Here is a 22,951-nt window from a genome sequence, read left to right as displayed (position 1 = left end):
CTGCAGCTATGTTGTCCGGCATGGTCAGCACGTGGCGGTTTGAGTGTTGCGGAGGTTTACATTTCCCACGCCAGCAGGAAGTCGATAGCCACCTGAGTTGCAAGCAGTATTGTCCGTCATGGTCACGTACGTCACCGGGCGCTCAAAGTCCACAGCCCCGCCGACGGTCTTGACGTCGTTGTCCCTAAACGTATTTCCTACCACCTTGATGTGGTGGATCTGTTTGGTGCCGTCGTAATACGCGTCCTCCACGCCTTGAGGGGAGCCCCAAACAGTGTTGCCGACCACTTCAATGTTGTAGATCGTCCCGGATCCGCCTGCGAGGTCAATCCCGGCGCCGTGGCGGCCGCCGCGTACAGTGTTATTCGCAATTCTGATGTCGTGCGTGTCGTCGCTGCCGTAGGTGTGGACGGCGATGCCGTCGTCACCATCGGTGCCCTTGCGTTGGTCCACGACGTTTCCCACGATGTCCCCGTAGCTCGTATTCATCGCGTGAATGCCGTCCAGTTCCACATATTTGCCGTTCGTTGCGGACTGGGTGCTGCTGTTCTTTACACACCAGTTGGAACCGCCGATGAACGCGATTGAGTAGGTGAACGGATTCTTCGTGGTGACGCCTTGGACCACTGAATTGACCGCATCACGCACGTCTATCACGTACTCATTCAGGCGCCCTGCGACGTTGCCATTCAAAGTGTCCCCTGATTGGTCCGCTGTGAAGTTCGACAGGGTGGTGTTGTCGGCGCCTGCTGTCGTCACAATCGATAGCCACCGGCCGGACCGGTATTGGTCATGAACGAGGGACCGGCTTTCAGGATCGTTGCTGGACCCACACCTTCCAGCTTCACGTTGCTCGCCATGCGCAATTTGCCATTGATGATGAACGTACCGGCAGGGAGTTTCACGATTCCGCCGCCCGCACTGCCGGCAGCATTGATCCTCCCCTGGATGCTGGCCGTGTCATCGATGGCATCGTTCGGAATCGCCGTGACGGGGTATTGGTTGGTGGCGCTGCTGCCGGTGGCCCCGCTGAGATCACATCCGGTTGACAGGGCAGTAAGGGCTGCAGGTGAAACGGTAGTCGGTGTCGTCGCAGACGTCGCACTTGGCGCCAATGTGGTCAGCATCAGCATCGCTGCGCCCGAAGCGACCACGAGCCTGTGTGCTCGCCGGCTACGCCTCGTCCCGCTCGGGATGCAGGATGCCGTGGAATCAGGGACACTGCGACCCATCCGGGATAAATGGGGCGTGCGCTGGTTGTTCATTAGAAGGGTCTCCGATCGGAAATAGCCGTCACGTGATCAGTGTCCAGGACTCGGAAAACATGACGTGGGTGGGCGTCAATAGCCCTGAAACTCCTGAATGACACCCCCGTAGTCGTCCAGGGTGACTCCGCTGCGTCCTTCCTCGGTAAGGCTGTCCGACAATGCCGAACCGCCGGTAAATGGCGAATCGGGTGGCCCGGGTTCTCACCTACCAGCCCGAGTCCGGTCGGCTCCCGCATATCCCGGCTGATCCGGCGCTCTGAGCGAAATTGCTGGTTCGCTGTCAGAGCCCGTCGATAGAGTGACCACATGAGCCACACTTCCTCCGCACCTGCCGCTGCCATGGAATCGGCAGTCAAGCCTCCTGTCGCCAAGAAGATCCCTGCCCACCGCGAACACCACGGCGATGTCTTCGTGGACAACTACGAGTGGCTGCGGGACAAGGAGTCTTCCGAGGTGGTGGAACACCTCAAGGCTGAGAACAGCTACCAAGAGGCCGTGACCGCGCACCAGGAACCGTTGCGGGAAGCGATCTTCCAGGAGATCAAGGGCCGCACCCAGGAAACCGACCTGTCCGTGCCCAGCCGCAAGGACGGTTGGTGGTACTACAGCCGCTCAGTGGAAGGCAAGGAATACAGCATCCAGTGCCGCGTCCGGGCACAGGACACCGGAGACCGCGTGGCCGACTGGACTCCCCCGTCAGTTGAGCCCGGCGTGTCCATTGCGGGCGAGGAGGTGCTCCTCGACGGGAACGTGGAAGCCGAAGGCCAGCCCTTCTTCAGCATCGGCGGGGCCGCCGTGACAGTTGACGGGAACCTCTACGCCTACGCCGTGGACAACTCCGGAGACGAACGCTTCACCCTGCGCATCAAGGACCTCCGCACCGGCGAGCTCCTGCCGGATGTCATCGAGAACATCTTCTACGGCGTAGCCTTTTCCCCCGACGGCACGCGCCTCTTCTATACGGTGGTTGACGATTCCTGGCGGCCCTACCAGGTGAAGGCCCACGTCCTGGGCACGCCCGTCGCCGAGGATGAGGTGCTTTACCAGGAGGACGACGTCGCCATGTGGCTCGGCTTCGACCTGGCCTCGGACCGTCGCCACCTGGTGCTCAGTATTGGCTGCTCGGAGTTCAGCGAAACCCGGCTCCTCCGCTTCGATGACCTGGAAGCCGGGCTCACCACAGTCCTCTCCCGCGACGAGCACATCCTCTACGAAGCCGAGCCGTTCCTCCTGGACGGCCGCGAAGCGCTCCTCCTCACGCACAACAAGGACGCCATCAACTCGATGGTGAGCCTGGTGGATCCGGAAGAACTGACCAAGCCGCTGGTCGAGCAGCACTGGCGTACCGTCGTCGGGCATTCCGATGAGGTGCGCGTCAACGGTGCCGGCGTGACATCCACGCACGTTGTGCTGTCCATCCGAAAGGACACCATCGAGCGCGTGCAGGTGCTACCACTCGCCGGGCTGGGAACGGCGGCCCAGGCGGCCCCCGTGGAACCGGAATTCGACGAGGAGCTCTACACCGCCGGCGTTTCCGGCTCCGACTACCAGGCCCCCGTGATCCGCATGGGCTACACGTCCTACTTCACGCCATCGCGCGTCTACGACTTTGTGCTGCCGACGCCGGAGAAGCCGGCCGGGGAGCTGCTGCTCCGCAAGGAGAGCCCGGTGTTGGGCGGCTACAGCGGCGCCGATTACGTCGCCACCCGCGAATGGGCTACGGCCGACGACGGCACCCGGGTTCCGCTCTCGGTGTTGCGCCACGCCTCGGTCCAGCAAGATGGCACGGCCGCGGGCCTGGTGTACGGCTATGGTTCGTACGAGATGAGCATGGACCCGGGCTTCGGGGTGGCCCGCCTGTCCCTCCTGGACCGCGGGATCGTCATGGTGATCGCCCACATCCGCGGCGGCGGCGAGCTGGGCCGGCACTGGTACGAGGACGGCAAGAAGCTCACCAAGAAGAACACGTTCACGGACTTCATCGCGGCTACGGACTGGCTGGCTTCCTCCGGATGGGTGGCCCCGGAACGGATCGCAGCGATGGGTGGCTCCGCCGGTGGCCTGCTCATGGGCGCGATCGCCAACATGGCGCCCGAAAAGTACGCTGCCGTGGTGGCGCAGGTGCCGTTCGTCGATGCGTTGACCACCATCCTGGATCCGGAACTCCCCCTGTCCGCGCTGGAATGGGAAGAGTGGGGCAACCCGATCCTGGACCCCGAGGCCTACGCGTACATGAAGTCCTACACTCCGTACGAGAATGTGCGGGCCGTGGCCTACCCGAAGATCGCAGCCGTGACCTCTTTCAATGACACGCGTGTGCTGTACGTCGAGCCGGCCAAGTGGGTCCAGGCGTTGCGTTCGGCATCCACGGGGCCCGAGCCAATCGTGATGAAGATCGAGATGGACGGCGGGCACGGCGGTGCGTCCGGACGGTATGTCCAGTGGCGCGAGCGTGCGTGGGATTACGCGTTCGTGGCGGACTCCCTCGGCGCGACGGAACTGCTCCCCGGCGCCGGCCTCAAGTAACCCCCGGCGCACCCAAGTAGGTCGCATTTGTGCGCGTTTTGGGGGCTCAAAACGCGCACAAATGCGACCCAGTTGGGTCAGCGGGCGCGGAGGATCGCGAAATAGCCCGGGATGACGTCGGGTGCCGAGGGGTTGCTCAGCGGACGCGTTTCAATGTTCGCCGCGCCCTCCTCGACAAGGTGCCAATCCGCCGTCGGGAATGCCTTGCGGCGTTGCGCCGCACCAAAGCGGCCCGGCATCGGCAAGCCGCGGATGGCCCACTCAAGGGGCGCCGGGATGGAGTCCTTCGTGGCCCCAAGATGGGTTACATAGTCCACGGGCGTGCCAGGGAAGTTTGTCTCGACCAGGAACACGGTGCCGCGCTTGCCGACGACGGGCAGCAGGTTCGCTGCCAACGCGGCCCTGCCTTTGCGGTCCAGCACGTGGAGCACACCGCGGATAAAGACGTTGGCGTCACCGCTGAAACCTGCCCGGCCGAGGGCAGCCGCCACGGCTCGCGAAGCGCCAGGTGCCGTCATGTCGCATACGCCGAAGGACGCCGTCGTCAGGTCCGCCGTTTCCTGCCGAGCCCTTTCGACGGCGTTGGCCGCGTAGTCCAGGCCAAGGGCGTGCGGAAAATGCCGCGCCAGCCGACGGGTAAAACTGCCATTGCCGCAGCCAACGTCCACCATGGGGAGCGTCGGATCGAGCAATAAAAGCTTGGGAAGGTAGCCCTCCAGTTCGTGGCCGCTGCCGGAATCCCACAGCACATCCCCGGCCGCACCTGTGGAGCGGACGTTGCCCCAATACGTGTCCCACGCTGTCAAGGGATCCCGGGGCGCGCCGGAAGAGAGCCTGATCAAGCGCGGAATCAGCAGGTACTTCCGGAGAGCGGAGAACATGCTCCCAATATAGGCGGACACATAGCCTTCACCTGCACTTATTCCTCAACCAACCACTCCAGGGCTTCTGTTTCGTTGGTGAAAAAGCGGGTGGGGCATGGCGGCTTCATGATGCCCAGGAAGAAGTTGGCGATCACCCGGTCCACCGGAGAGGACCCCCAGAGGGCAATCCGATTCGCTTGGCAGGGCTTGGCGAAGACGGAGCGCGCGCCGCGGGTGACGTCATCGGTGGTAGCCATGTCCACGATCATGGGGTGCCGATCCTCCCCGCACAGCTCATTGACCCGGTCCATGGCACGCTGGGCGTCCGATTCCTTGATCCTCGCGCCTCGCGGCCACGTCAGCCGCAAGATGCCTTGGTCCTCGAGTTCCAGCTGGAACGTGACCGGTTGCAGGTCTTCCGAAGCTTCTGGATGGTCCACTGTGCTCCTCGGCGATTGGTTGGGGCGGGGCAGCCCCAACTGGCACTTTAGGGCCGGCGAATGCCCGGGGCAAGGACGTCCAAGCCAGCTTCGACGCATTCAGTGCCGCTGGTCCGCAGCCGGGGCATGCGCTGATAGTGTGTTGGCAAATCTGGTATTTGCCGTGGAACGAATGTTGTATCGGAGGGGGCTCAGTGGTTTCGGACAGGGCCGATGTCCAGCAGGTTTCGCTCTCCGCCTTGGTGGCGGACTCCGATATTGAACGGCTGACGTTGACGTCGGCCGCGCTGACCGCTGCGGGATTCCACGTGTTTCCCGCCTCCAACGCAGCCTCGTTGGCCGTCAGCCTGGAACACAACAACCACTCCGTGGTGGTGCTGGACAATTCCTTGGCGCACGGCCTTCGCAGCCCAGGCGTCCCCGTCCTGTTGCTCCTGGACGCCGGAGAAGCGGTGGACCTGGAAGAGGTTGAAGCGTGGCGCATGGTGGACTACGTCCTCCACCCCATCCGCCCCGAGGAACTGGTTTACCGCGTCAACACGCTGATCGGCCGATCCAAGGAACGCGACCGTGCCCGCGCCGAAGTGGAAACCCTGCGCGAACGCCTCCGCAACGTGTCCTCCGCCATCCGGGAAACCAACGATCCCCAGCTCATTGCCGACCACGTGGTGCGCGGCTTCGGCGAAGCCCTGGGCGTCGACCATGTGTGGTTCGCGACGTTCCGCGACGAACGGGTACCCTCCATCCGCGCCCAGTGGAACCGCCCCGGCGTCGCCCAACTTCCTGCGAAGCTCGGCGACATGGAGAGCGTCATCCTGGACCTCGCCAACAGGCTCTGGACTGAGGCAGACGTCCTGGCTGCCCCCGACCATCGGACGGAGCCCGACTCGCGCCTTGCCCGGGCGCTGCGCGAATGGTCGCCTGAGCTGAGTCCCGTGTCCTCCGCGATCCTCCCCGTGGGCGAGGGCGCCTCCGCCTTGGGCGTCATCCTCCTGGCCACGGATGAGGCGAGCCACGACTGGACGCGTCCGGAAATCAACCTCATGCAGCACGTTGCCGGGAACGTGGCACACGGCCTCATCCAGGGCCACCTCATCAGTGCCCAGCAGCGGGTTCTCCACCAACTGCGGCAACTCGACAAAGCCAAGACGGACTTCCTGGCCACGGTGAACCATGAACTGCGCACACCCCTGACGTCCATCACGGCCTACCTGGATATGATCCGCGACGGCTCAGGCGGCCCCGTCCCGGATGGCATCAAGAAAATGCTGGATGTCATCGCCAGGAATTCAGACAGGCTCCGCCGGCTCATCGAGGACATGCTCACCGTGTCCATGCAGGACGGCAGCAACCTGGACCTGAAGCCCGTGGACATCGCCAAGTTGCTGCAGGTGGTGGTTGCCACGCTGCGGCCGCTCGCAGAGTCGCGCCATGTTGCCATCTCCTACGTGGAGGCCTCGGAAGACATCGAGGTGACAGCGGACGAAGCCAAACTGGAACAGGTCTTCACCAACATCGTGGCCAACGCCATCAAGTTCACGCCCGAGGGTGGCCGGGTTGGGATCACGAGTGTTTTGGCGGCCACCGAAGACGGCGGCCAGGCTGCCTTGGTACAAATCGAAGACACCGGCCTGGGCATCCCCGAGCACGATCTGCCGCACATCTTCACACGCTTCTACCGGGCCTCCAACGCGACGGCGGCAGCGGTTCCCGGAAGCGGCCTGGGACTGGCCATCGCCCAGGACATCGTCAGCCGCCATATGGGCCGCCTGGACCTGGACTCGACTCTGGGTGCCGGGACCACGGTGTCCGTGGAATTGCCCGTGGGTGGGCCCTAGCTTGTGACAAGTCTGTCAATCAGGCCTGGCAACCCTGACGTGCGTCGTCACTAATCCGCGACACATGCCGAAACAAAACTGATGCCCCGGGTTCGGATCCCGGGGCATCAATTTGCGTCATGGGGCCTTTACAGGCGTCCCCCCAATTAGTTCGGCCACCAACCGATGCTGGTGGTGTTGGTCTTGGTGGTGACGCTGTTCGGCCACCAGCCGATTGCCGTGCTGTCCTGCGAAGGCTCGGCATTTGCCGGTGCCGCAAAGCCCGTAACCGCCAGGACTGCTGCCATGAGCAGAGTTGCCGCAAATTTCTTCATCCGCTGTGCCCTTTCGTTCTGATGCGAATTTCTTGTGCGTGACTTGAATAAAGTCACGGGGCAAACTATACGAGCTTTTCTTCGGCAATAACATGGATAATGGCCTCATGCAGAGTCCCCAACTAACGCCAGTGGTCGTAGCCGGACTCAACGCACGCGCCAAATGGAAGGAACGCGACTTCGACGAAGCCTTCCGCCTGGCCGCCGAAGCCGCCGATTTGGCCACTTCCGCCGGTGACGATGACGCTTGGTGGAACATGCTGTACCTGCAAGCCGAGTGTCGCCGCGATCAGGGACGCATCGAGGAATACCTCAAGCTTTCAACGGAACTCAATGACCACTCCCTCACCTCGTCCTCTGCCGAACGCGGCGCGAAGGCCGGAACCATGGTGGCTGTCGCCCTCCAAGGACTTGGACGCCTTGCCGAGGCGGCTGCGATGGCTTCCGACGCCGCAAAGCTCGCCGCCGGGGACCCCGACCTGCTGTACGTGCAGATCCTGGCCCAGCGTGCCCTCATCGCCGCCCTGGCCGAAAGCAGGATGCTGGAGGACGCCTGGCGCGAGTGCCTGGAACTCGAGAACCTGCTGACCGACGTCGACGAGGACACGGCGGGCAAGGGCTACTGGGTGATCGGCAACGTCGCCTTCCTCGCTGACAGGGTTTCCGACGGCGGCCTCTACCACGATCTTGCCGCGGAGAGGCTCTCGCCTTCCAAGGATGTTGACCTGTGGGCACGTTTCAACCGGGCATCGGCCGAAATGCGCCTGCAGGCCAAGCTGAGCGACGCGGCTACCCTTCGCTGCATCGAGAGGGCGGAGCTTGCCACGGACATTGTGGGCGGCTCCGAACGCGACCACCTGGAGATGTCACTGGTCCGGGCCCGCTGGAACTACCTCAACCAGGACATGCCCGCCGCCCTGGCGATCCTTGAGCCGCTGTGCAACCGTTCCTCCCTCCTGGCCACCCAAACGGCAGCGGAAGCCCACTTCCTCCTCGGCCGGACCCTGCTGGCCTTGGGCCGGCAGCAAGAGGCCCAAGCAACGTTCGACCAATCGGCCGCGCTGTTCGAGCAGGCAGCCCTGCCGGAACGCAGCTCTGCCGTTCATGAGTATCTCCGCGATAATGTTGGGCGTACCGCAGAAGAGCCAGGCGGACCGCACAAGGGGTGAGCATGTCCGAGGGGAAGTCTGAGGCCGGGAACGACCCGCGTCTGGGGTTGCTCCTGGAAGGCATCATCAAACTGGCTGCCGGAGACCTCGAAGCCCGGATACAGATCTCTGACGCCCGCGACGAAATCGACGCCGTCATCATGGGTACCAACCTCCTGGCCGAGGATCTGCAGATCATCTACGCCGAGCTCGAGGAACGCGTAGCGGCCCGCACCAAACAGCTTCACGAGGCCCACCGCGAGATGCAGCACATGGCCATGACCGATTCGCTCACGGGACTCAACAACCGTTCCGCGTTCACTTCCGCACTGACCGAGGCCCAGGGACGCGCCCGGAACGGAGGCCAGCGGCCTGGCATCCTCCTCTTGGACATGAACGGTTTCAAAGGCATCAACGACTCCCTGGGCCACACCATTGGCGACCGGGTCCTGGAGATCGTGGCCCAGCGGATCAGCGGCGCCGTCCGGGAAGAGGACATGGTGGCCCGCATGGGCGGTGACGAGTTCGCCGTCCTCCTGCGCGACGTCACGCCGGCGATCGCCAACTCGATCGGCAACCGGGTGCTTGCCGCCGTCGACGGCATCATGGAAATCGAAGGCCACCACCTTCGCTGCGGCGCCAGCATGGGCCTGCGGATGGCACAACCGGACCAGACTGCCCAGGTGCTGATGATGGAAGCGGACATCGCCATGTACGAGTCCAAGGCCGAGGGCCGAGGCCGCTTGAAGATGTTCAAGCCGGAGATGCTGCACGCCCGCCAGCTCCGCAACCAACTGATCAGCGAGCTCAAGGAAGCCATCTCCGGCTCGCAGCTGGTGCTCTTCTACCAGCCCATCATCCGGCTGGAGACGCGCGGCATCGAAGGTGTGGAGGCCCTGGTCCGGTGGAACCACCCCACCCGCGGACTGGTGATGCCGGACGAGTTCATTCCCATCGCCGAGGAAACCGGAATGATCTCCGATCTGGGCGGCTGGGTGCTGCGCACCGCCGTCGAGCAATTGCAGCGGTGGCGCAATGATCCCCTGACGGCCCACCACGACTTCAACATGCGCATCAACGTCTCCGCCGCGGACCTGCAGCGGCTTGAGTTCGTGGAGGACGTCCGGGACGCACTCTCGGCAGCGGGGCTCGATCCGTCCATGCTGGTCCTGGAACTGACCGAAAGTGCGGTAATCCAAGGCAACGACCTTGACCGCTACACCCTGAAAGCCCTGGAGCGGCTGGGGGTGGGCATGGAAATCGACGACTTTGGCACAGGCTATTCCTCCATCGACTATCTCCGGCGGCTGCCCGTGCACGCCGTCAAAGTGGACCGCTCGCTGCTCTCGGCGCTCGGCAGCGACCCCTCGCAGCCGGCCCTGCTCGCCGCCGTGCTGCAGCTCATCCGCGCCTGCGGCCTGGGCGCTGTGTGGGAAGGCATCGAAACAGAGGACCAGGCCCAGTACCTGCTCAGCATCGGCTGCACCAGCGGGCAGGGCTACTATTTCAGCAGGCCACTGCCGGAGGCGCAGCTCACCGAACAGCTCAAGCACCACAAGGCGTGGCCGGTCCAGGACTGAACGTCCCGGGACTGAACGTACGACGGCGGTGGGGCGGCTTGGTGCCTTGGTCCAGTTGCCTTTGGCGCGGCCGCCGGCTGCCGCGGTCTAGGACGCCGCCGCGCCTTCGGTGCCAGCCACCCTTCGCGCCCGCCACTCCGAATCGAGGATGGCGTAGATGTCTTCCGTGGCCCACTGCCCCTTGTAGTGCCAGATGTCCACGAGCGAGGCTTCCCGCCGCATGCCGATGCGCCGGCAGATCCCCGCCGACCCCGAGTTGAGTGAATCGAGCTTGGCATCCACGCGGTGGAAGGCCAGGAGTCCGAAGGCCAGGTCCAGGACGGCCTCCGCGGCTTCCGTTGCGATTCCCTCTCCCCTCGCGTCCGGGTGCAGGATCCAGCCGATCTCCGCCTGCCCCGGGCCCTCGAGCCATTTCAACACCACCTCGCCCAGGAGCCCGGGCTGGTCCTGGCGTTCAATGGCCAGGCACACCCAATCGCCCTCCTGCTTGAACTCGAAGTTTGCATAGCGCCCCAGGACCTCCATGGATTTGGTCTTGCTCAGTTCGGGGCGCAGCAGGAACCTGGCAGTTTCCGGGAGGGATTGGTAGCCGTGGAAGCGTTCGAGGTCTTCGGCTTCGAAGCGACGGAGGATGAGTCGTTCGGTGAGGATGGGAAGCTCAATGTCGGGCATGCCTCCGAGGCTACAACGTTCGCCTGAAGCGGTGTCCAATCCCGGGGTTCGGACGACCCGTTTCCTGCCCTGGATTCCTTGTCCAGTCTTGACAGTTGGCTCGATCTGGGATTACCTAATGAACATTCGGTAAATAAAGCTGGAGGCAATGACGCATGGTTGAAACAACCCTTTCCGGTGCTTCGCACCACATCCTGACCAACGACTACGCGTCCGAATGGATGGGCATCGAGGTCCTCAAGCTCGACGACGGCCACGCCACCATCCGAATGAAGCTCCGGCAGGAAATGCTCAACGGCTTCGGCATGGCCCATGGCGGAATGATCTTCGCCTTCGGTGACACCGCCTTCGCACTGGCCTGCAACCCAGCCAACCCCACGCCCGCGGAAGCCGCCAACATCACGGTGGCCTCCGGCGTCGATATCAACTTCATGAAGCCGGCCTTCGAAGGCCAGGTGATTACCGCCGTCGCGAACCGCCGCGCGAGTACCGGCCGCAGCGGCCTGTACGACATCCAGCTCTATGCCGCAGACGCCGCGGCCACACCCTCCATCGACGCGCCCGGCGAACTCATCGCAGAGTTCCGTGGCCGCAGCCGCACCATCTCCAAGAAGTAGGAAACCCATGACACAGAACACCGTCGCCCCCGCGGACGCACCCGTGCTGGACCGCGAAGAGACCATGTCCCGGGACGAACTGGAGGCACTCCAGCTCAGCCGACTCCAGCACACAGTCGCCTACGCCTACGACCGCGTGCCGCTGTACAAGCGCAAGTTCGACGAAGCGGGCGTGCACCCCACGGACCTGCGCGAGCTGGGCGACCTCGGCAAGTTCCCTTACACCACCAAAGAAGACCTCCGCCTCGAGTACCCCTTCGGTATGTTCGCCGTACCGCAGAACGAGGTGGCCCGGATCCACGCGAGCTCCGGCACCACCGGGCGTCCCACCGTCGTCGGCTACACCAAGAACGACCTCGCCAACTGGGGCACGCTGGTGGCCCGCTCCCTCCGCGCCTCCGGCGTCCGGCCCGGCATGAAGGTCCACAACGCCTACGGCTATGGCCTCTTCACCGGTGGCCTCGGCGCGCACGCCGGCGCCGAAGCGCTTGGCTGCACGGTCATCCCGATGTCCGGCGGACAGACCGAACGCCAGATCCAGCTCATCCAGGACTTCAAGCCGGACGCCATCCTGGCCACGCCCACCTACCTGCTGACCATCGCCGACGCCATGGCCCACCAAGGCATCGATCCCACCTCCACCTCGCTCAAGTACGCGGTGCTGGGCGCTGAACCGTGGACCGAAGAGATGCGCCACGAACTCGAAACCACCATGAACATCAAGGCCTCGGACATCTACGGGCTCTCCGAAGTCATGGGTCCGGGCGTCGCCGGCGAAGCGGTGGAAACCCAGGACGGCTGCCACATCTGGGAGGACCACTTCCGGCCCGAGATCATCGATCCATTCGATCACTCCACGGTCCTTTCTGATGGGGAACCCGGCGAGTTGGTCTTTACGTCCCTGACCAAGGAAGCCCTCCCGATCATCCGGTACCGCACCAAGGACCTCACCCGCTTGCTCCCCGGCACCGCACGCCCGGCACACCGCCGCATGGGCCGCATCACCGGTCGGAGCGACGACATGATCATCCTCCGCGGCGTGAACCTCTTCCCTTCGCAGATCGAGGAAATCGCCCTGCGCATTCCCGAGCTCAGCCCGCACTTTCAGTTGGAAATCACCCGGCCCGAAGGCAAGCGCATGGATTCGCTGACGGTCAGGATCGAGCGGCGCGAAAACGTCCCGGTTGATTCGGGCACGACGGCGGCCCACACCTTGCGCGAGCAGATCAAGATCCACGTCGGGTCCTCTTGTGTGGTTGACGTCGTGGAACCGGGTTCGCTTGAAAGGTCCAACGGGAAGCTCCGCCGGATCTACGACCTTCGTCCGAAGGGCTGACTTGTTGAGGCGGCGCTGCTTGTCTTCGCGGACATGCGGCGTCGCCGATCGGGAGCCCGCCAAGAGATCGTGAGAAAATGCCAGCATGCCTACTGAGACAACAGCCAAGCGCGGACGGCCCGGTTACGACCAGCAGTCGGTGCTCCGCATCGCCGTCGACGTCTTCAACCGCCACGGCTACGACGCAACGTCCATGGGCATCCTGGCCGAGAACCTTGGGATCTCCAAGTCAGCCATCTACCACCACGTTCCTTCCAAGGGCGACCTCCTGAAGCTCGCCTTGGACCACGCATTGGGCGGCCTTGAGGCTATCCTCGAACAGCCCTCCGCGCTGACCGGGCCGGCCGATGCCCGGCTCGAATTCGTACTCCGCCAGACCATTGCCGTCCTCGTGGAGCGCCTGCCCTTCGTGACGCTGCTTCTTCGCTTGCGCGGCAACACAGAGATCGAGCGGGACGCCCTGGAGCGCCGCCGTGCGTTCGACCACAAGGTGGCCTCCCTGATTTCCGCAGCCCGCGAAGACGGCTCGCTGCGGCAGGACATCGATCCCCGCACCGTCACGCGCCTGCTGTTCGGCACCATCAACTCGATCGTGGAGTGGTACCGCCCGGGCGGCTCGCTGTCCCCGGAGAAGCTCGCCGACGACGTCATCACCATGGCCTTCGACGGCCTCCACACCGCCGCCTGACGCTCTCTCACCAAAACGCCCCTTCCCGGCGACGCTCTCTCACCAAACACCCCCTTCCCCCCCGACGCTCTCTCACCGGCGTCGAATGCAGCGATCCGGCAAGCGAATCGTAAGGTCTAGCAGGCCTCTCCGAGCGTAAGATTTTCAGCGTAGGAGGTGGCCACAATGCATCTAGCCCTCAACACAGCCACAACTGTCCTGCCCGTCGACGACATGAGCCGCGCCCGCATGTTCTATGCGGAAAAGCTCGGCCTGCCGCACCGGGGAATGACGTGGGACGGAAACGATTTGTTCGGCAACGACGGTGGCGCCATGCTTCAGCTGTTGCCCATCACGGATGGCATGCACTCCAGCCATACCGCACTCAGTTTTGAGGTCCATGACATCGAGCGACTTGTCGCAGAGATGGAAGCCAGGGGCGTCACCTTCCAGGATTACGACCTGCCCGATCTCAAGACGGAAAACCATATCTGCACTACCGAGGCCGAAAAATGTGCCTGGTTCATGGACACCGAGAACAACGTCCTGTGTATTCATGAAACGCTGGGCCAACAGGCCGAATACCAGCTTTGACCGACCAACACGAAAAGGCTTCCCCGCGCAGGGGAAGCCTTTTCGTTTCTGTTTTCAGTGAGAGAGGATCCCGCCGAAAGGGCGGTTACGTGAGAGAGGATCCGGCCGGAAGGGGCGGTTACGTGAGAGAGCGTTACTTCTCTACGAGGGTGAGGACATCGTAGGTGGCTACGATCTCGTCGTTCTGGTTGGTTAGGACCGCGTCCCAGGCAACCTCGCCGTATTCATCGGTCTCGCGCGGAGTGATCTTCTTGGCCGTCAAAGTTACGCGAATCGAATCTCCGGCGGCCACGGGAGTGATGAAGCGCAGGTTTTCCAGCCCGTAGTTGGCCAGCACAGGACCCGGGGCGGGCTCCACGAACAGTCCCGCAGCCCAGCTCAGCAGCAGGTACCCGTGCGCCACGATTCCGGGGAAGAACGGGTTGGCCTCGGCAGCTTCCTGGTTCGTGTGGGCATAGAAGGTATCGCCCGTGGAATTCGCAAAAGCAGTGATGTCATCCAGCGAGACCTGGCGCAGCTCTGAGCGGACGGCGTCGCCAATGCGGAGGGTGGCGAGCGACTTCCGGAACGGGTGCTCCCCCTCCGTTTCCACCGTGAAGTTCCGGTCGGCGCCGGTGTGCCACTGACCGGTGACGGCCGTGAGCATGTTCGGGGACCCCTGAATAGCCGTGCGCTGCATGTGGTGCAGGACGGACCTGATACCACCCAACTCCTCGCCACCGCCCGCACGCCCCGGGCCGCCGTGGACCAGGTGCGGAACCGGCGAGCCGTGCCCGGTGGACGAGCGGGCGTCTTCCCGGTTGAGCATGTGGACGCGGCCATGATGGGCAGCTATGCCAGTGACAAGTTCGCGGGCAACAGCGGGATCGTTGGTGCAGACCGAAGCCACGAGCGACCCTGAGCCGCGGGCTGCAAGGCGGATGGCGTCGGCGAGGTCCGAATAACCGATCACCGAGGACACCGGGCCGAAGGCCTCAAGCGAGTGGACCTCTTCGGCTTCGGCGTCAGTCCAGCTCAGGAGCACGGGAGCCATGAAGGCGCCGTCCTCCACTACGCCCACGGTGCCTCCAACTGAGGTGACCGACGGCGCGTCCAAGGATCCGTACGCAAGCTCGCCTCCGGCGTCGAGCATTGACTGGACAGCAGCCCGAACGTCGGCGAGCTGTTCCAACGAGGCCAAGGCGCCCATCGTGACGCCCTCGGCGCGGGGGTCGCCGACCACGACGCGCTCGTTGATGCGGTTGCCAATGGCTGCGGCGACCTCCGACGTCAATTCAGCAGGCACAATCACGCGGCGGATCGCGGTGCACTTCTGGCCTGCCTTGACGGTCATTTCGGTGACGACGGCCTTGACGAAGGCGTCGAATTCCGGGGTGCCGGGGACGGCGTCGGGGCCGAGGATCGCGGCGTTCAAGGAGTCCGTCTCGGAGGTAAAGCGGACGCCGCCCTGGACCACGTTGGCGTGCGATTTGAGGGAGTTCGCCGTGGACGCCGAGCCGGTGAAGGACACGAGGTCGCGGTAGTCGAGTTCATCCAGGATGGTCCGGGCCGAGCCGGAAATGAGCTGCAGCGAGCCCGCAGGAAGGATCCCGGATTCGATGATCGCCTTGACCGCAGCTGCGGCGACGTACCCTGTGGGCGTCGCCGGCTTCACGATGGTGGGAACGCCGGCCAGGAACGCGGGGGCGAACTTTTCCAGCATGCCCCACACCGGGAAGTTGAAGGCGTTGATCTGCACGGCAACGCCGGGGATGCGGGTGTAGATGTGCTCGCCGGCGAAGGACCCGTCCTTGGACAGGATTTCCATGGGACCGTCCACCACAACCTGCGAGTTGGGCAGTTCGCGGCGGCCCTTGGAGCCGAACGTGAAGAGGACCCCGATGCCGCCGTCGATGTCGATCATATTGTCGATCTTGGTGGCACCGGTCTGCGAGGACTCCGCGTACAGCTCTTCGCGGCGCCCGTTCAGGTACATGGCCAGCTCTTTGAGCTTGAGCGCGCGCTGGTGGAACGTCAGCTTGCCCAGTTCGTCCTGGCCCGTGGTGCGTCCGAAATTGACGACGGCGGCAAGGTCCAGTCCGTCGGTGCTCACGTTGGCGAGGACTTCACCGGTGCTGGCATCCCTGACGGGGACGGACTTGGCATCGGGCGCGGGAGTCCACCACGCATCCTGGACATAGCTGGGGACGGTGGCAACGGCTGTGGTTTCCGGGGCGACTGCTGTAGTGGTCATCGTCGACGGGTCCTTCCAAGGCACATGAAAGCGGCACGGTCATCGCTGGAGTGGCCAACATTACTGACCGGCCGTTCGGTAATATATACAGGGTACATGAAGGACCGGCCGAGGTCAGCAAGAAATTTTGCCGCGACGCCGTCAGGCGGCAGCCAGCTTCATTTTCAACACGGCGATCTCGGAATCCGTCACTCCATTGGCACGCAAGTAGTCCTGTACGTCCAGTTCGCCGAGAAACACCTCAAGCGCCGCGCGCCGCCGCTCCAGCAAGGCCTCCAGGTCCGCCTGCTCCAGATAGGGATCATGGGCATGCGGTGCACCATGGGTCCGGTGGCGTTCATTGATTCCGCGGGCGGCCAACTCGTAACCCCGGACGATCTCCGCGTCATCGACCCCTGCGAGGCGCTGCAGCATCAAGGCGATCACACCACTCCGGTCCCTTCCCGCCGAGCAGTGAACCACTACCTTGGCCGGGGCCGCCGCGATCGTCTTAAAGACATCCGCGATCTTGTCCGCGAACAGCGTGAGGTACTCCGCGTACTGGCCGGGTTCCTTGAGATACGGGCCGAAGAGCCTCACGAAGTCGCCATGGTCCGGGTCTTCTGTTGGGCAATGTACGACGTCGATCCGCGCCTTCACGTCGTGCGGCACCTCGGGATCGGTGTCGCGTTGCCGCCGCTCGCGCGAGGCCCGCAGGTCAATCACCGTGCGGACGCCGTCGTCGTACATTTGCTGCCAACCGGCCGCGGTGACCCATTCGTGGCGCCCCATCCGGTACACATCTCCGGCAATCCGCCAGGCATTGACGGCACCATCCCAGTGGACATCCTGCTGAGCCGAAGTGGTCCCATCCATAGGAGCCAGCTAAGCACAATTGCGGCCGTGAACGCGCCGGTGACCCGCTGTCCCGTTGCCGGGCAACGACGGATCAGCGGGTTGGGAGCGTCCCTACTGCTTGGCTGGCCTGGCCGGTTTGGCCGTCGAAAGCAGCGCCGCGGCGTAGGCCTGGTGCCCGGCCACGTTCGGGTGGAAGTTGGCGTCGGGCAGCGGGTTCAGGAGAAGCAGCACAAGCCAGGCATCAGCTCCGGAATTAACTGCATGTCCCAGGAACCGTTTGGTGACGTCGACAAACTGTACCTTCGGCCCACTCAGGCCAACCGCTTGTGCGATAGCCGCGTTCAGGGAGTCGACGGCCAGGTTCACCTGCACCTGGTTTGCTACCGGCACTACAGCCACGCCGCCTGCGGTGACGTCTCCCCGGGACGGATCGAAGAGTCTCGGATACCCCAAGACGGCGATGGTCGCGCTGGGAGCAGCAGCGCGGACACCTGCGTAGCTAGCAGCGAGGGCCGGTACGAGGGAGCCCACGTTGGCACGAATCCGGGCCACTGTCGCGGCACAGACGCTGGTATCCGGCGAGGCACACGCGCTCAGCGCCAGCAGGCTTCCGGCGTCGACGGCTCCCGCAGTAATGCTGACCAGACCGGCAGTCTGAAGCGCGGACTGCCCAGCGATAATTTGCTCCTGCACAGTTGGTGCGCCGTTGTAGAACGGACTCGGATTGGCCGGGTCATTGAAAAGAAGCGCACCGTGGCAGGCAAGGTTCACCGCCAACTCCACACGGCCTGTGTTCGCCACATCGTCCACGTAACCAGGATGGCTTTGCCAGCAGGCCACGCCCGGCGGTTTGTAGAGTCCGCCGGCCCCCGTCCCGGCGGCATACGAATCACCGAGTGCCACATAGCTGATTGGCGGAGGCGGCGCAGCCGCTGCGGGGGCAGCCGCAGAGCCAACGATGAGTGCCAGAGTGGCGAGGATTCCCGCGAAAGCCGCGTACCGGCGTCGGCCGTGATGGTTTGCCATGGTCATTCCCCTTGTGCTGTGGGGCTCCGCTGGTCCAGATGAAAGGACCACTTCGCGGCTCGCCCACCAGTCGGCCGCGTACCGGGGCAATGTGTGGCTAGATTACCCCCGGCAGCCTTGGCCGAAAAGACCCCGCAAGCGCCTACGCCGTGTACTTCGTCAGGCGGTACTCCAGGCCGTTCCGGACCGCGGGCCACTCGTGCTCCAGGATGGAGAACACCACAGTGTCCCGCAGGGCTCCATCGGCGCTGCGCGAGTGGTTCCGGAGCACCCCGTCCTGCTTCGCGCCAAGCCGGGCGATCGCGTCGCGGGACTGCTGGTTGAGCCAGTGCGTACGGAATTCGACGGCGGGGCAGCCCAGCGTTTCAAAAGCATGGCGCAGGAGCAACAGCTTGGAATCCGGGTTGGTGCCCGTTCCATGCACGGACGCGGCGTTCCAGGTGGAGCCGATTTCAACGCGCGGTGTGACGGAATCGATGTTCATGTACGTCGTCATGCCGATCAGCCGGCCTGTGCTGTTCAACCGCGTCGCGAAGGGCAACATTGAGCCCTTGGACTGCAGGTTCAGGCGCCGCTCGATCTCGGCGGCCATTCCGTCGGGCGTCGGCACGGAGGTGTACCAGAGCTTCCACAATTCGCCGTCGCTGGCCGCATCAACCAATCCGTCATGGTGGACCGTGCTGAGTGGCTCGAGGGTAACGAATTTGCCGGTCAGGGTGATGGGTTCAATCGCAGTCACCCGGACAGCCTAGCGGACCCAACTGGGTAGCAGTTCGCGTCGTTCCCAGCGCTCAGAACGACGCGAAGTGCGACTTAGTTGGGAGGATCAGTCCGCCCAGTCGAAGAAGCCCTTGCCCGTCTTGCGGCCCAGCTCGCCCCGCGCCACCTTGTCGCGCAGGATCTGCGGCGGAGCGAAGCGGTCCCCCAGCGTGGAGTGGAGGTACTCTGCGATGCCCAGGCGCACATCCAAGCCGACAATGTCCGTGGTCTTCAACGGTCCAGTCGGATGCTTGTAGCCGAGCACCATGGCCGCATCAATATCCTCGGCGGACGCGACGCCTTCCTCAACCATGCGCATGGCCTCCAACGCAATGGCCACACCCAGCCGGGAGGACGCGAACCCCGGAGCGTCATTAACGACGACGGCGGTCTTGCCGAGTGCCTCGGTCCAGCTTTTCGCCGCGGCAGCAAGTTCGGGTGAGGTCTCTTTGCCCAGAACCACCTCAATGAGAGTGGAAGCGGGAACCGGGTTGAAGAAGTGCAGACCCACGAAGTTGGCGGGACGGCGGAGCTCCCCCGCGAGATTGGTGACCGACAGGGAGGACGTATTGGAGGCCAGGAAAGCATCGGCCGAAAGGTGGTTCTCCACGGCCTTCAAGGCCGTGACTTTGAGCTCGTAGTCCTCCGGCACAGCCTCAACCACAAGACCACAGTGGACGAAGGATTCGTAATCAGTGGAGGTACTGAAGCGGGACAGGGCCTCTTCCGGAGTTTCTGCAAGAGTGCCACGCGCTGCGGACTTGGCCACTGCCTCGGACACACGGCCATGCGCGCCCGCAGCGGCTTCGTGGTCGCGTTCCACAACGATCACGGTGGCACCCTTGGTCAGGAACGCGTGGGCGATCCCGGCGCCCATGCGGCCTCCGCCGAGAACTCCAACCACGTGTGGGATGGCGGGAACTGCTGTCATTTCTGCGTCCTGTTCTGTGGCTCGGCGGTGTTTTTCTTGTCCAGGAAAGCCTGCATGCGGTCGAACTTGGCTTGGGATTCGAAAAGGATCCCCTGGGCCAGGGTGTCGATCAACGGGTGGGCCTCGGCCGGAGCGTGGAACACGCTCTTGGTGATGCGCACTGCCAGCGGGTCCTGGCGGGCAATGCGATCCGCCAATTGGTGTGCGGCATCCATGAGTTCCGGGGCCTCGTAGATCCCCGTGATCAGGTTGATGCGGAGGGCTTCCTCAGCCCGCAGCACCGCCCCGGCGAGGAGGATTTCCTTGGCCTTCGGTTCCCCGACAAGCTCCTTGAGGCGCCAACTGGCACCGGCTGCGGCCAGGATACCCAGGCCGGTCTCCGGGTTGCCGATCCGGACACTCGGAGTTCCAATCCTGAAGTCGGCGGCATAGGCAAGCTCCGCTCCCCCACCCAGGCAGTACCCGTCGAGGGCGGCAATGACGGGCATGGGAAGCTTGGCAATGCGGACAAAGATCGTGGAGTTGATTCCCTGGAGGGCATCGTCGCGGCGACGTTCCCTGAGCTGTCCAATGTCCGCCCCTGAGGCGAACACGCCGTCCGTGCCGGCAATGATCAGGACTTTCGGGTTCTTTTCCAGCTCGGCGCACACCAGGTGAAGCTCGTCCACCATCTTCTGGTCAATCGCATTGCGGACCTCCGGCCGGTTCAAGAAAACTGTGAGCCGGTCATGGCGTTCCTCAAGGAGCAGGGTGCTGAAGTCTTCCGGGTTCAGTGCCATTACACGCCTTCCAGCAGCATCGCGGTTCCTTGGCCGACGCCGATGCACATGGTCGCCAGGCCGAGCTTCGGCCCTGAAGCCGAGGCGAGTTCACGCTCCATGCGGCCCAGCAGCGTAATGGCGATACGCGAGCCGCTGGAACCGAGCGGGTGCCCCAAACTGATGGCTCCGCCGTCGTTGTTCACAATGTCCGGGTCCAGGCCCAGGCGGCGCATGCTCGCGAGCGACTGGGTGGCGAAAGCTTCGTTCAGTTCGACGGCGCCGAGCTGGTCCACGCTCAGGCCTGCCCGGGCAAGAACCTTCTGGGTGGCGGGGACCGGGCCGATGCCCATGATCTCGGGTTCGCAGCCTGCCGAAGCGCCGTCGATGATTCGGGCACGGGGCGTCAGGCCGAACTTCTTGATGGCGGCCTCGGACGCAACGATGATGGCCGAGGCACCGTCGTTAAGTGTGGAGGAGTTGCCTGCCGTGACCACGGAGCCGCCCGGGACCACCGGCCGCAACCCGGCGAGCACATCCATGGTGGTGCCTTCGCGCGGACCTTCATCCGTGTCCACGACTGTTTCGGACTTGCGCGTCTTGACCGTGACCGGAACGATCTCGTCCTTGAACCTGCCGCCGGCGATCGCCGCCAAGGCGCGTTCGTGGGAGCGCACCGCAAAGGAGTCGGCATCCTCGCGGGAGATGTTGTCCACCCGGCCCACCTCTTCAGCGGTCTCCGGCATGGAGTAGGTCATCTTGCCTTCGCGGGACAGCTCACCCTTGGTGAACAGCGGGTTCGCGAAGCGCCAGCCGATGGACGTATCGAAGATCTGGCCGGGCTTGGCGAATGCCGTGGTCGGCTTTTCCTGCACCCATGGTGCACGGCTCATGGACTCGACACCACCGGCCACAACGATGTCCGCTGCACCGGATTTGATCATCTGGCTGGCCATGATGATGGCACTCAGCCCCGAAGCGCAGAGCCTGTTCACCGTGATCCCGGGGATGTGGAGGGGAAGTCCGGCAAGGATGGTTGCCATGCGGGCAACGTTCCGGTTTTCCTCGCCCGCGCCGTTGGCGTTGCCGAGGATCACCTCGTCAATGGCGTCAGGGTCGACGCCGGCACGCGCCACTGCTTCCCGGACCACCAAGGCGGCAAGGTCGTCGGGACGGACGGAGGACAGGGCCCCACCGTAGCGACCGACCGGCGTTCGTGCGCCGCCAACAAGAAAAGCCTCGACCATGAGAACATCCTTCGCGAAGTGAAAGGGACCGGCACGGAATAATATACCGACCGTTCGTTCTATAAAGATTACACGGCCTGGCAAGCGGGTCAACAGATGACTTCACTGCCATCCGCTGACCCGCATGCCCGGTTCAGACCACGCGGATGCCCAGATGCCCGGCAAGAAGTGGGGCGAGGAGGCTCAACTGGTAGTCGTCGATGACCACTCCGGACAGGCCCGCGAGCCCATTGATTCCGCGGAACTCGGACGTGCGCAGGTCCACGTCCTTAAGCTTGGCGCCGGTGACATCCAGGGAGCCGATGGTGCAGTTCTTCAAAGCCACCCGGGTTCCCGTGACGCCGCCGAGATCGAGTTCATTGATGATGCAGTCGGAGATCTGCACGTCCACCAGTTTGGAGCCGCGGAGGTTCACGTAGTCGAGCTTGCCGCCGTCGATTCGGACTGAACGCCAGGTTCCCTCACAAAGTTCGGCCGAACCCCACCGCGGGTTGCTGATCTCCACGTCCTGCCAAGAGGTGCGGGCCGCCGGGAACACCGGAGCAAACGGCTCCGACAGGATGCACTCCCGGAAGGTGGCACCACGCAGTTGCGCCTCATTGAAGGACACACTGTTGAACTCACACTCGATGAAATCGGCACCGCTGAGCTCCTCGCCGTCGGCGGATGCCTTGGTGAACCGGACGCCGTCATACCGTTCGCCACGCTGGAAGTCCGGGGCGTCGTCGTCGTGCAGTTCATCCAAGCGCACCGGGGAAATCTTCGGGGCTGCTACCTTCGCTGCCGCCATCAGAGGGATTCCGCCTTCGCCGCGATCTCGGCGAGGTCCTTGGCCAGGGCCTTGCGCGTGAAACTCATACCGATCTTCCCGAAGAGGGCCATGGCTACCTTGCTCAGGAGCGTGGGCTTGAGGACCTCTGCGCCGAACGTCAGGCTGAGGTCCGTGCCGCCGTCGCGTTCGTTTAGCGCGAAGCGTGTGGTGTAGTCCGCGCCGCCTTGAAGGGCCTTGACGGTGGTGCTGCGGGGCGGGTCCGTTTGCGACACCCACATTTCCACGGTCTCCTGCCGGCCCATCATGGTGCGGGTTTCCTTCCAACGGGTGCCTTCGCCGTATGGGCCTTCGCTGAGCATCTGGATGGAGTCGATCCCGGAGATGGTGCTTGCCGATCCAGGAATATCCGAGATGACGGCCCAGACTTTCTCCGGGCTGGCGTTGACGTGCTGGGTCAGGGTGGTGGTGTGATCCATACATCGAGCCTAGACCCGGGCACTGACATTCTCACGCCGTTGTGAGGCC

Annotated in this window: 23 protein-coding genes; 8 read left to right on the top strand and 15 right to left on the bottom strand. The window is 64.0% G+C overall.

Translation table 11 applies throughout. The features are described 5' to 3' along the window. Positions 1–24: 24 nt before the first annotated feature. Positions 25–759, bottom strand: a complete 735-nt coding sequence (locus ACFVSJ_RS15340) for a hypothetical protein (protein ID WP_387437738.1) — start codon at positions 757–759, stop codon at positions 25–27. Further along, complete coding sequence (locus tag ACFVSJ_RS15335) at positions 756–1,154, bottom strand: glycosyl hydrolase family 28-related protein (RefSeq protein ID WP_387437736.1); 399 nt, start codon at positions 1,152–1,154, stop codon at positions 756–758. The genes ACFVSJ_RS15340 and ACFVSJ_RS15335 overlap by 4 nt, the downstream gene beginning before the upstream one ends. A gap of 420 nt (positions 1,155–1,574) precedes the next feature. Here ACFVSJ_RS15335 and ACFVSJ_RS15330 point away from each other — a divergent pair, with 420 nt between their 5' ends. After that, positions 1,575–3,794, top strand: coding sequence for a S9 family peptidase (locus tag ACFVSJ_RS15330; RefSeq protein ID WP_387437735.1), 2,220 nt, complete (start codon positions 1,575–1,577; stop codon positions 3,792–3,794). A 77-nt stretch (positions 3,795–3,871) separates the two neighbouring features. Here ACFVSJ_RS15330 and ACFVSJ_RS15325 read toward each other — a convergent pair whose 3' ends face one another. Beyond that, positions 3,872–4,675, bottom strand: a complete 804-nt coding sequence (locus ACFVSJ_RS15325; protein WP_387437734.1) for a class I SAM-dependent methyltransferase — start codon at positions 4,673–4,675, stop codon at positions 3,872–3,874. 38 nt (positions 4,676–4,713) lie between these two features. Further along, positions 4,714–5,097, bottom strand: a complete 384-nt coding sequence (locus tag ACFVSJ_RS15320; RefSeq protein WP_387437733.1) for an STAS/SEC14 domain-containing protein — start codon at positions 5,095–5,097, stop codon at positions 4,714–4,716. Positions 5,098–5,291: 194 nt separating this feature from the next. On the opposite strand from ACFVSJ_RS15320, the gene ACFVSJ_RS15315 reads away from it, so the two are divergent. Next, positions 5,292–6,935: an ATP-binding protein gene (locus ACFVSJ_RS15315; protein ID WP_387437732.1), complete on the top strand. Its 1,644-nt coding sequence runs from the start codon at positions 5,292–5,294 to the stop codon at positions 6,933–6,935. Positions 6,936–7,081: 146 nt separating this feature from the next. Here ACFVSJ_RS15315 and ACFVSJ_RS15310 read toward each other — a convergent pair whose 3' ends face one another. Continuing rightward, positions 7,082–7,249 carry a hypothetical protein gene (locus tag ACFVSJ_RS15310; RefSeq protein ID WP_021473873.1) on the bottom strand — a complete coding sequence of 56 codons (168 nt, stop codon included), beginning with the start codon at positions 7,247–7,249 and terminating at the stop codon, positions 7,082–7,084. 107 nt (positions 7,250–7,356) lie between these two features. Here ACFVSJ_RS15310 and ACFVSJ_RS15305 point away from each other — a divergent pair, with 107 nt between their 5' ends. After that, positions 7,357–8,418: a hypothetical protein gene (locus tag ACFVSJ_RS15305; protein WP_387437731.1), complete on the top strand. Its 1,062-nt coding sequence runs from the start codon at positions 7,357–7,359 to the stop codon at positions 8,416–8,418. 2 nt (positions 8,419–8,420) lie between these two features. Further along, a complete protein-coding gene (locus tag ACFVSJ_RS15300) occupies positions 8,421–9,977 on the top strand; it encodes a putative bifunctional diguanylate cyclase/phosphodiesterase (RefSeq protein WP_387437730.1) in 1,557 nt (518 codons plus the stop codon). A gap of 87 nt (positions 9,978–10,064) precedes the next feature. On the opposite strand, the gene ACFVSJ_RS15295 is transcribed toward ACFVSJ_RS15300, so the two are convergent. Continuing rightward, positions 10,065–10,649 (bottom strand): GNAT family N-acetyltransferase, encoded by a 585-nt coding sequence (locus tag ACFVSJ_RS15295; protein ID WP_387437728.1) that lies wholly within the window; start codon positions 10,647–10,649, stop codon positions 10,065–10,067. Positions 10,650–10,804: 155 nt separating this feature from the next. Here ACFVSJ_RS15295 and ACFVSJ_RS15290 point away from each other — a divergent pair, with 155 nt between their 5' ends. The 4 genes from ACFVSJ_RS15290 to ACFVSJ_RS15275 all read left to right on the top strand — a co-directional run bounded on the left by ACFVSJ_RS15290 (position 10,805) and on the right by ACFVSJ_RS15275 (position 13,863). Then, positions 10,805–11,266 carry a hotdog fold thioesterase gene (locus ACFVSJ_RS15290; RefSeq protein ID WP_387437727.1) on the top strand — a complete coding sequence of 154 codons (462 nt, stop codon included), beginning with the start codon at positions 10,805–10,807 and terminating at the stop codon, positions 11,264–11,266. A gap of 7 nt (positions 11,267–11,273) precedes the next feature. Then, positions 11,274–12,602 carry a phenylacetate--CoA ligase PaaK gene (paaK, locus tag ACFVSJ_RS15285; protein WP_387437726.1) on the top strand — a complete coding sequence of 443 codons (1,329 nt, stop codon included), beginning with the start codon at positions 11,274–11,276 and terminating at the stop codon, positions 12,600–12,602. A gap of 85 nt (positions 12,603–12,687) precedes the next feature. Beyond that, positions 12,688–13,290 (top strand): TetR/AcrR family transcriptional regulator, encoded by a 603-nt coding sequence (locus ACFVSJ_RS15280; protein ID WP_387437724.1) that lies wholly within the window; start codon positions 12,688–12,690, stop codon positions 13,288–13,290. A 165-nt stretch (positions 13,291–13,455) separates the two neighbouring features. Then, positions 13,456–13,863, top strand: coding sequence for a VOC family protein (locus tag ACFVSJ_RS15275; protein WP_387437722.1), 408 nt, complete (start codon positions 13,456–13,458; stop codon positions 13,861–13,863). 133 nt (positions 13,864–13,996) lie between these two features. Here the strand turns inward: ACFVSJ_RS15275 and paaZ are convergent, their stop codons facing one another. From paaZ to ACFVSJ_RS15230, 9 genes are all read right to left on the bottom strand, one after another. Continuing rightward, positions 13,997–16,096, bottom strand: a complete 2,100-nt coding sequence (paaZ, locus tag ACFVSJ_RS15270; RefSeq protein ID WP_387437720.1) for a phenylacetic acid degradation bifunctional protein PaaZ — start codon at positions 16,094–16,096, stop codon at positions 13,997–13,999. 141 nt (positions 16,097–16,237) lie between these two features. Beyond that, positions 16,238–16,951: a tyrosine-protein phosphatase gene (locus ACFVSJ_RS15265; protein WP_387437718.1), complete on the bottom strand. Its 714-nt coding sequence runs from the start codon at positions 16,949–16,951 to the stop codon at positions 16,238–16,240. A gap of 93 nt (positions 16,952–17,044) precedes the next feature. Beyond that, positions 17,045–17,959 (bottom strand): SGNH/GDSL hydrolase family protein, encoded by a 915-nt coding sequence (locus tag ACFVSJ_RS15260; RefSeq protein ID WP_387437717.1) that lies wholly within the window; start codon positions 17,957–17,959, stop codon positions 17,045–17,047. 142 nt (positions 17,960–18,101) lie between these two features. Further along, positions 18,102–18,698 carry a GNAT family N-acetyltransferase gene (locus ACFVSJ_RS15255; protein ID WP_387437715.1) on the bottom strand — a complete coding sequence of 199 codons (597 nt, stop codon included), beginning with the start codon at positions 18,696–18,698 and terminating at the stop codon, positions 18,102–18,104. A gap of 87 nt (positions 18,699–18,785) precedes the next feature. Continuing rightward, positions 18,786–19,649, bottom strand: a complete 864-nt coding sequence (locus ACFVSJ_RS15250; RefSeq protein WP_387437713.1) for a 3-hydroxyacyl-CoA dehydrogenase family protein — start codon at positions 19,647–19,649, stop codon at positions 18,786–18,788. Next, a complete protein-coding gene (locus ACFVSJ_RS15245) occupies positions 19,646–20,428 on the bottom strand; it encodes an enoyl-CoA hydratase/isomerase family protein (RefSeq protein WP_387437712.1) in 783 nt (260 codons plus the stop codon). The genes ACFVSJ_RS15250 and ACFVSJ_RS15245 overlap by 4 nt, the downstream gene beginning before the upstream one ends. Then, positions 20,428–21,654, bottom strand: a complete 1,227-nt coding sequence (locus ACFVSJ_RS15240) for a thiolase family protein (RefSeq protein WP_387437711.1) — start codon at positions 21,652–21,654, stop codon at positions 20,428–20,430. Before ACFVSJ_RS15240 ends, ACFVSJ_RS15245 begins: the two co-directional genes overlap by 1 nt. Positions 21,655–21,787: 133 nt before the next feature. Beyond that, a complete protein-coding gene (locus tag ACFVSJ_RS15235; RefSeq protein ID WP_387437710.1) occupies positions 21,788–22,444 on the bottom strand; it encodes a pentapeptide repeat-containing protein in 657 nt (218 codons plus the stop codon). Further along, complete coding sequence (locus ACFVSJ_RS15230; protein WP_387437709.1) at positions 22,444–22,902, bottom strand: SRPBCC family protein; 459 nt, start codon at positions 22,900–22,902, stop codon at positions 22,444–22,446. Before ACFVSJ_RS15230 ends, ACFVSJ_RS15235 begins: the two co-directional genes overlap by 1 nt. Positions 22,903–22,951: the final 49 nt, after the last annotated feature.

Source organism: Paenarthrobacter sp. NPDC058040 (assembly GCF_042885775.1).
In the GTDB taxonomy this organism is placed as follows: Bacteria; Actinomycetota; Actinomycetes; order Actinomycetales; family Micrococcaceae; genus Arthrobacter.
Note: the sequence above shows the minus strand (reverse complement) of the source record. Positions and strands in the feature narration are given on the sequence as shown.

Coding starts and splice junctions, on each gene's coding strand:
- ACFVSJ_RS15330 (WP_387437735.1), top strand. CDS start 1,575: ATGAGCCACACTTCCTCCGCACCTGCCGCTGCCATGGAATCGGCAGTC.
- ACFVSJ_RS15325 (WP_387437734.1), bottom strand. CDS start 4,675: ATGTTCTCCGCTCTCCGGAAGTACCTGCTGATTCCGCGCTTGATCAGG.
- ACFVSJ_RS15310 (WP_021473873.1), bottom strand. CDS start 7,249: ATGAAGAAATTTGCGGCAACTCTGCTCATGGCAGCAGTCCTGGCGGTT.
- ACFVSJ_RS15305 (WP_387437731.1), top strand. CDS start 7,357: ATGCAGAGTCCCCAACTAACGCCAGTGGTCGTAGCCGGACTCAACGCA.
- ACFVSJ_RS15300 (WP_387437730.1), top strand. CDS start 8,421: ATGTCCGAGGGGAAGTCTGAGGCCGGGAACGACCCGCGTCTGGGGTTG.
- ACFVSJ_RS15295 (WP_387437728.1), bottom strand. CDS start 10,649: ATGCCCGACATTGAGCTTCCCATCCTCACCGAACGACTCATCCTCCGT.
- ACFVSJ_RS15290 (WP_387437727.1), top strand. CDS start 10,805: ATGGTTGAAACAACCCTTTCCGGTGCTTCGCACCACATCCTGACCAAC.
- paaK (WP_387437726.1), top strand. CDS start 11,274: ATGACACAGAACACCGTCGCCCCCGCGGACGCACCCGTGCTGGACCGC.
- ACFVSJ_RS15280 (WP_387437724.1), top strand. CDS start 12,688: ATGCCTACTGAGACAACAGCCAAGCGCGGACGGCCCGGTTACGACCAG.
- ACFVSJ_RS15275 (WP_387437722.1), top strand. CDS start 13,456: ATGCATCTAGCCCTCAACACAGCCACAACTGTCCTGCCCGTCGACGAC.
- paaZ (WP_387437720.1), bottom strand. CDS start 16,096: ATGACCACTACAGCAGTCGCCCCGGAAACCACAGCCGTTGCCACCGTC.
- ACFVSJ_RS15265 (WP_387437718.1), bottom strand. CDS start 16,951: ATGGATGGGACCACTTCGGCTCAGCAGGATGTCCACTGGGATGGTGCC.
- ACFVSJ_RS15260 (WP_387437717.1), bottom strand. CDS start 17,959: ATGGCAAACCATCACGGCCGACGCCGGTACGCGGCTTTCGCGGGAATC.
- ACFVSJ_RS15250 (WP_387437713.1), bottom strand. CDS start 19,649: ATGACAGCAGTTCCCGCCATCCCACACGTGGTTGGAGTTCTCGGCGGA.
- ACFVSJ_RS15245 (WP_387437712.1), bottom strand. CDS start 20,428: ATGGCACTGAACCCGGAAGACTTCAGCACCCTGCTCCTTGAGGAACGC.
- ACFVSJ_RS15240 (WP_387437711.1), bottom strand. CDS start 21,654: ATGGTCGAGGCTTTTCTTGTTGGCGGCGCACGAACGCCGGTCGGTCGC.
- ACFVSJ_RS15235 (WP_387437710.1), bottom strand. CDS start 22,444: ATGGCGGCAGCGAAGGTAGCAGCCCCGAAGATTTCCCCGGTGCGCTTG.
- ACFVSJ_RS15230 (WP_387437709.1), bottom strand. CDS start 22,902: ATGGATCACACCACCACCCTGACCCAGCACGTCAACGCCAGCCCGGAG.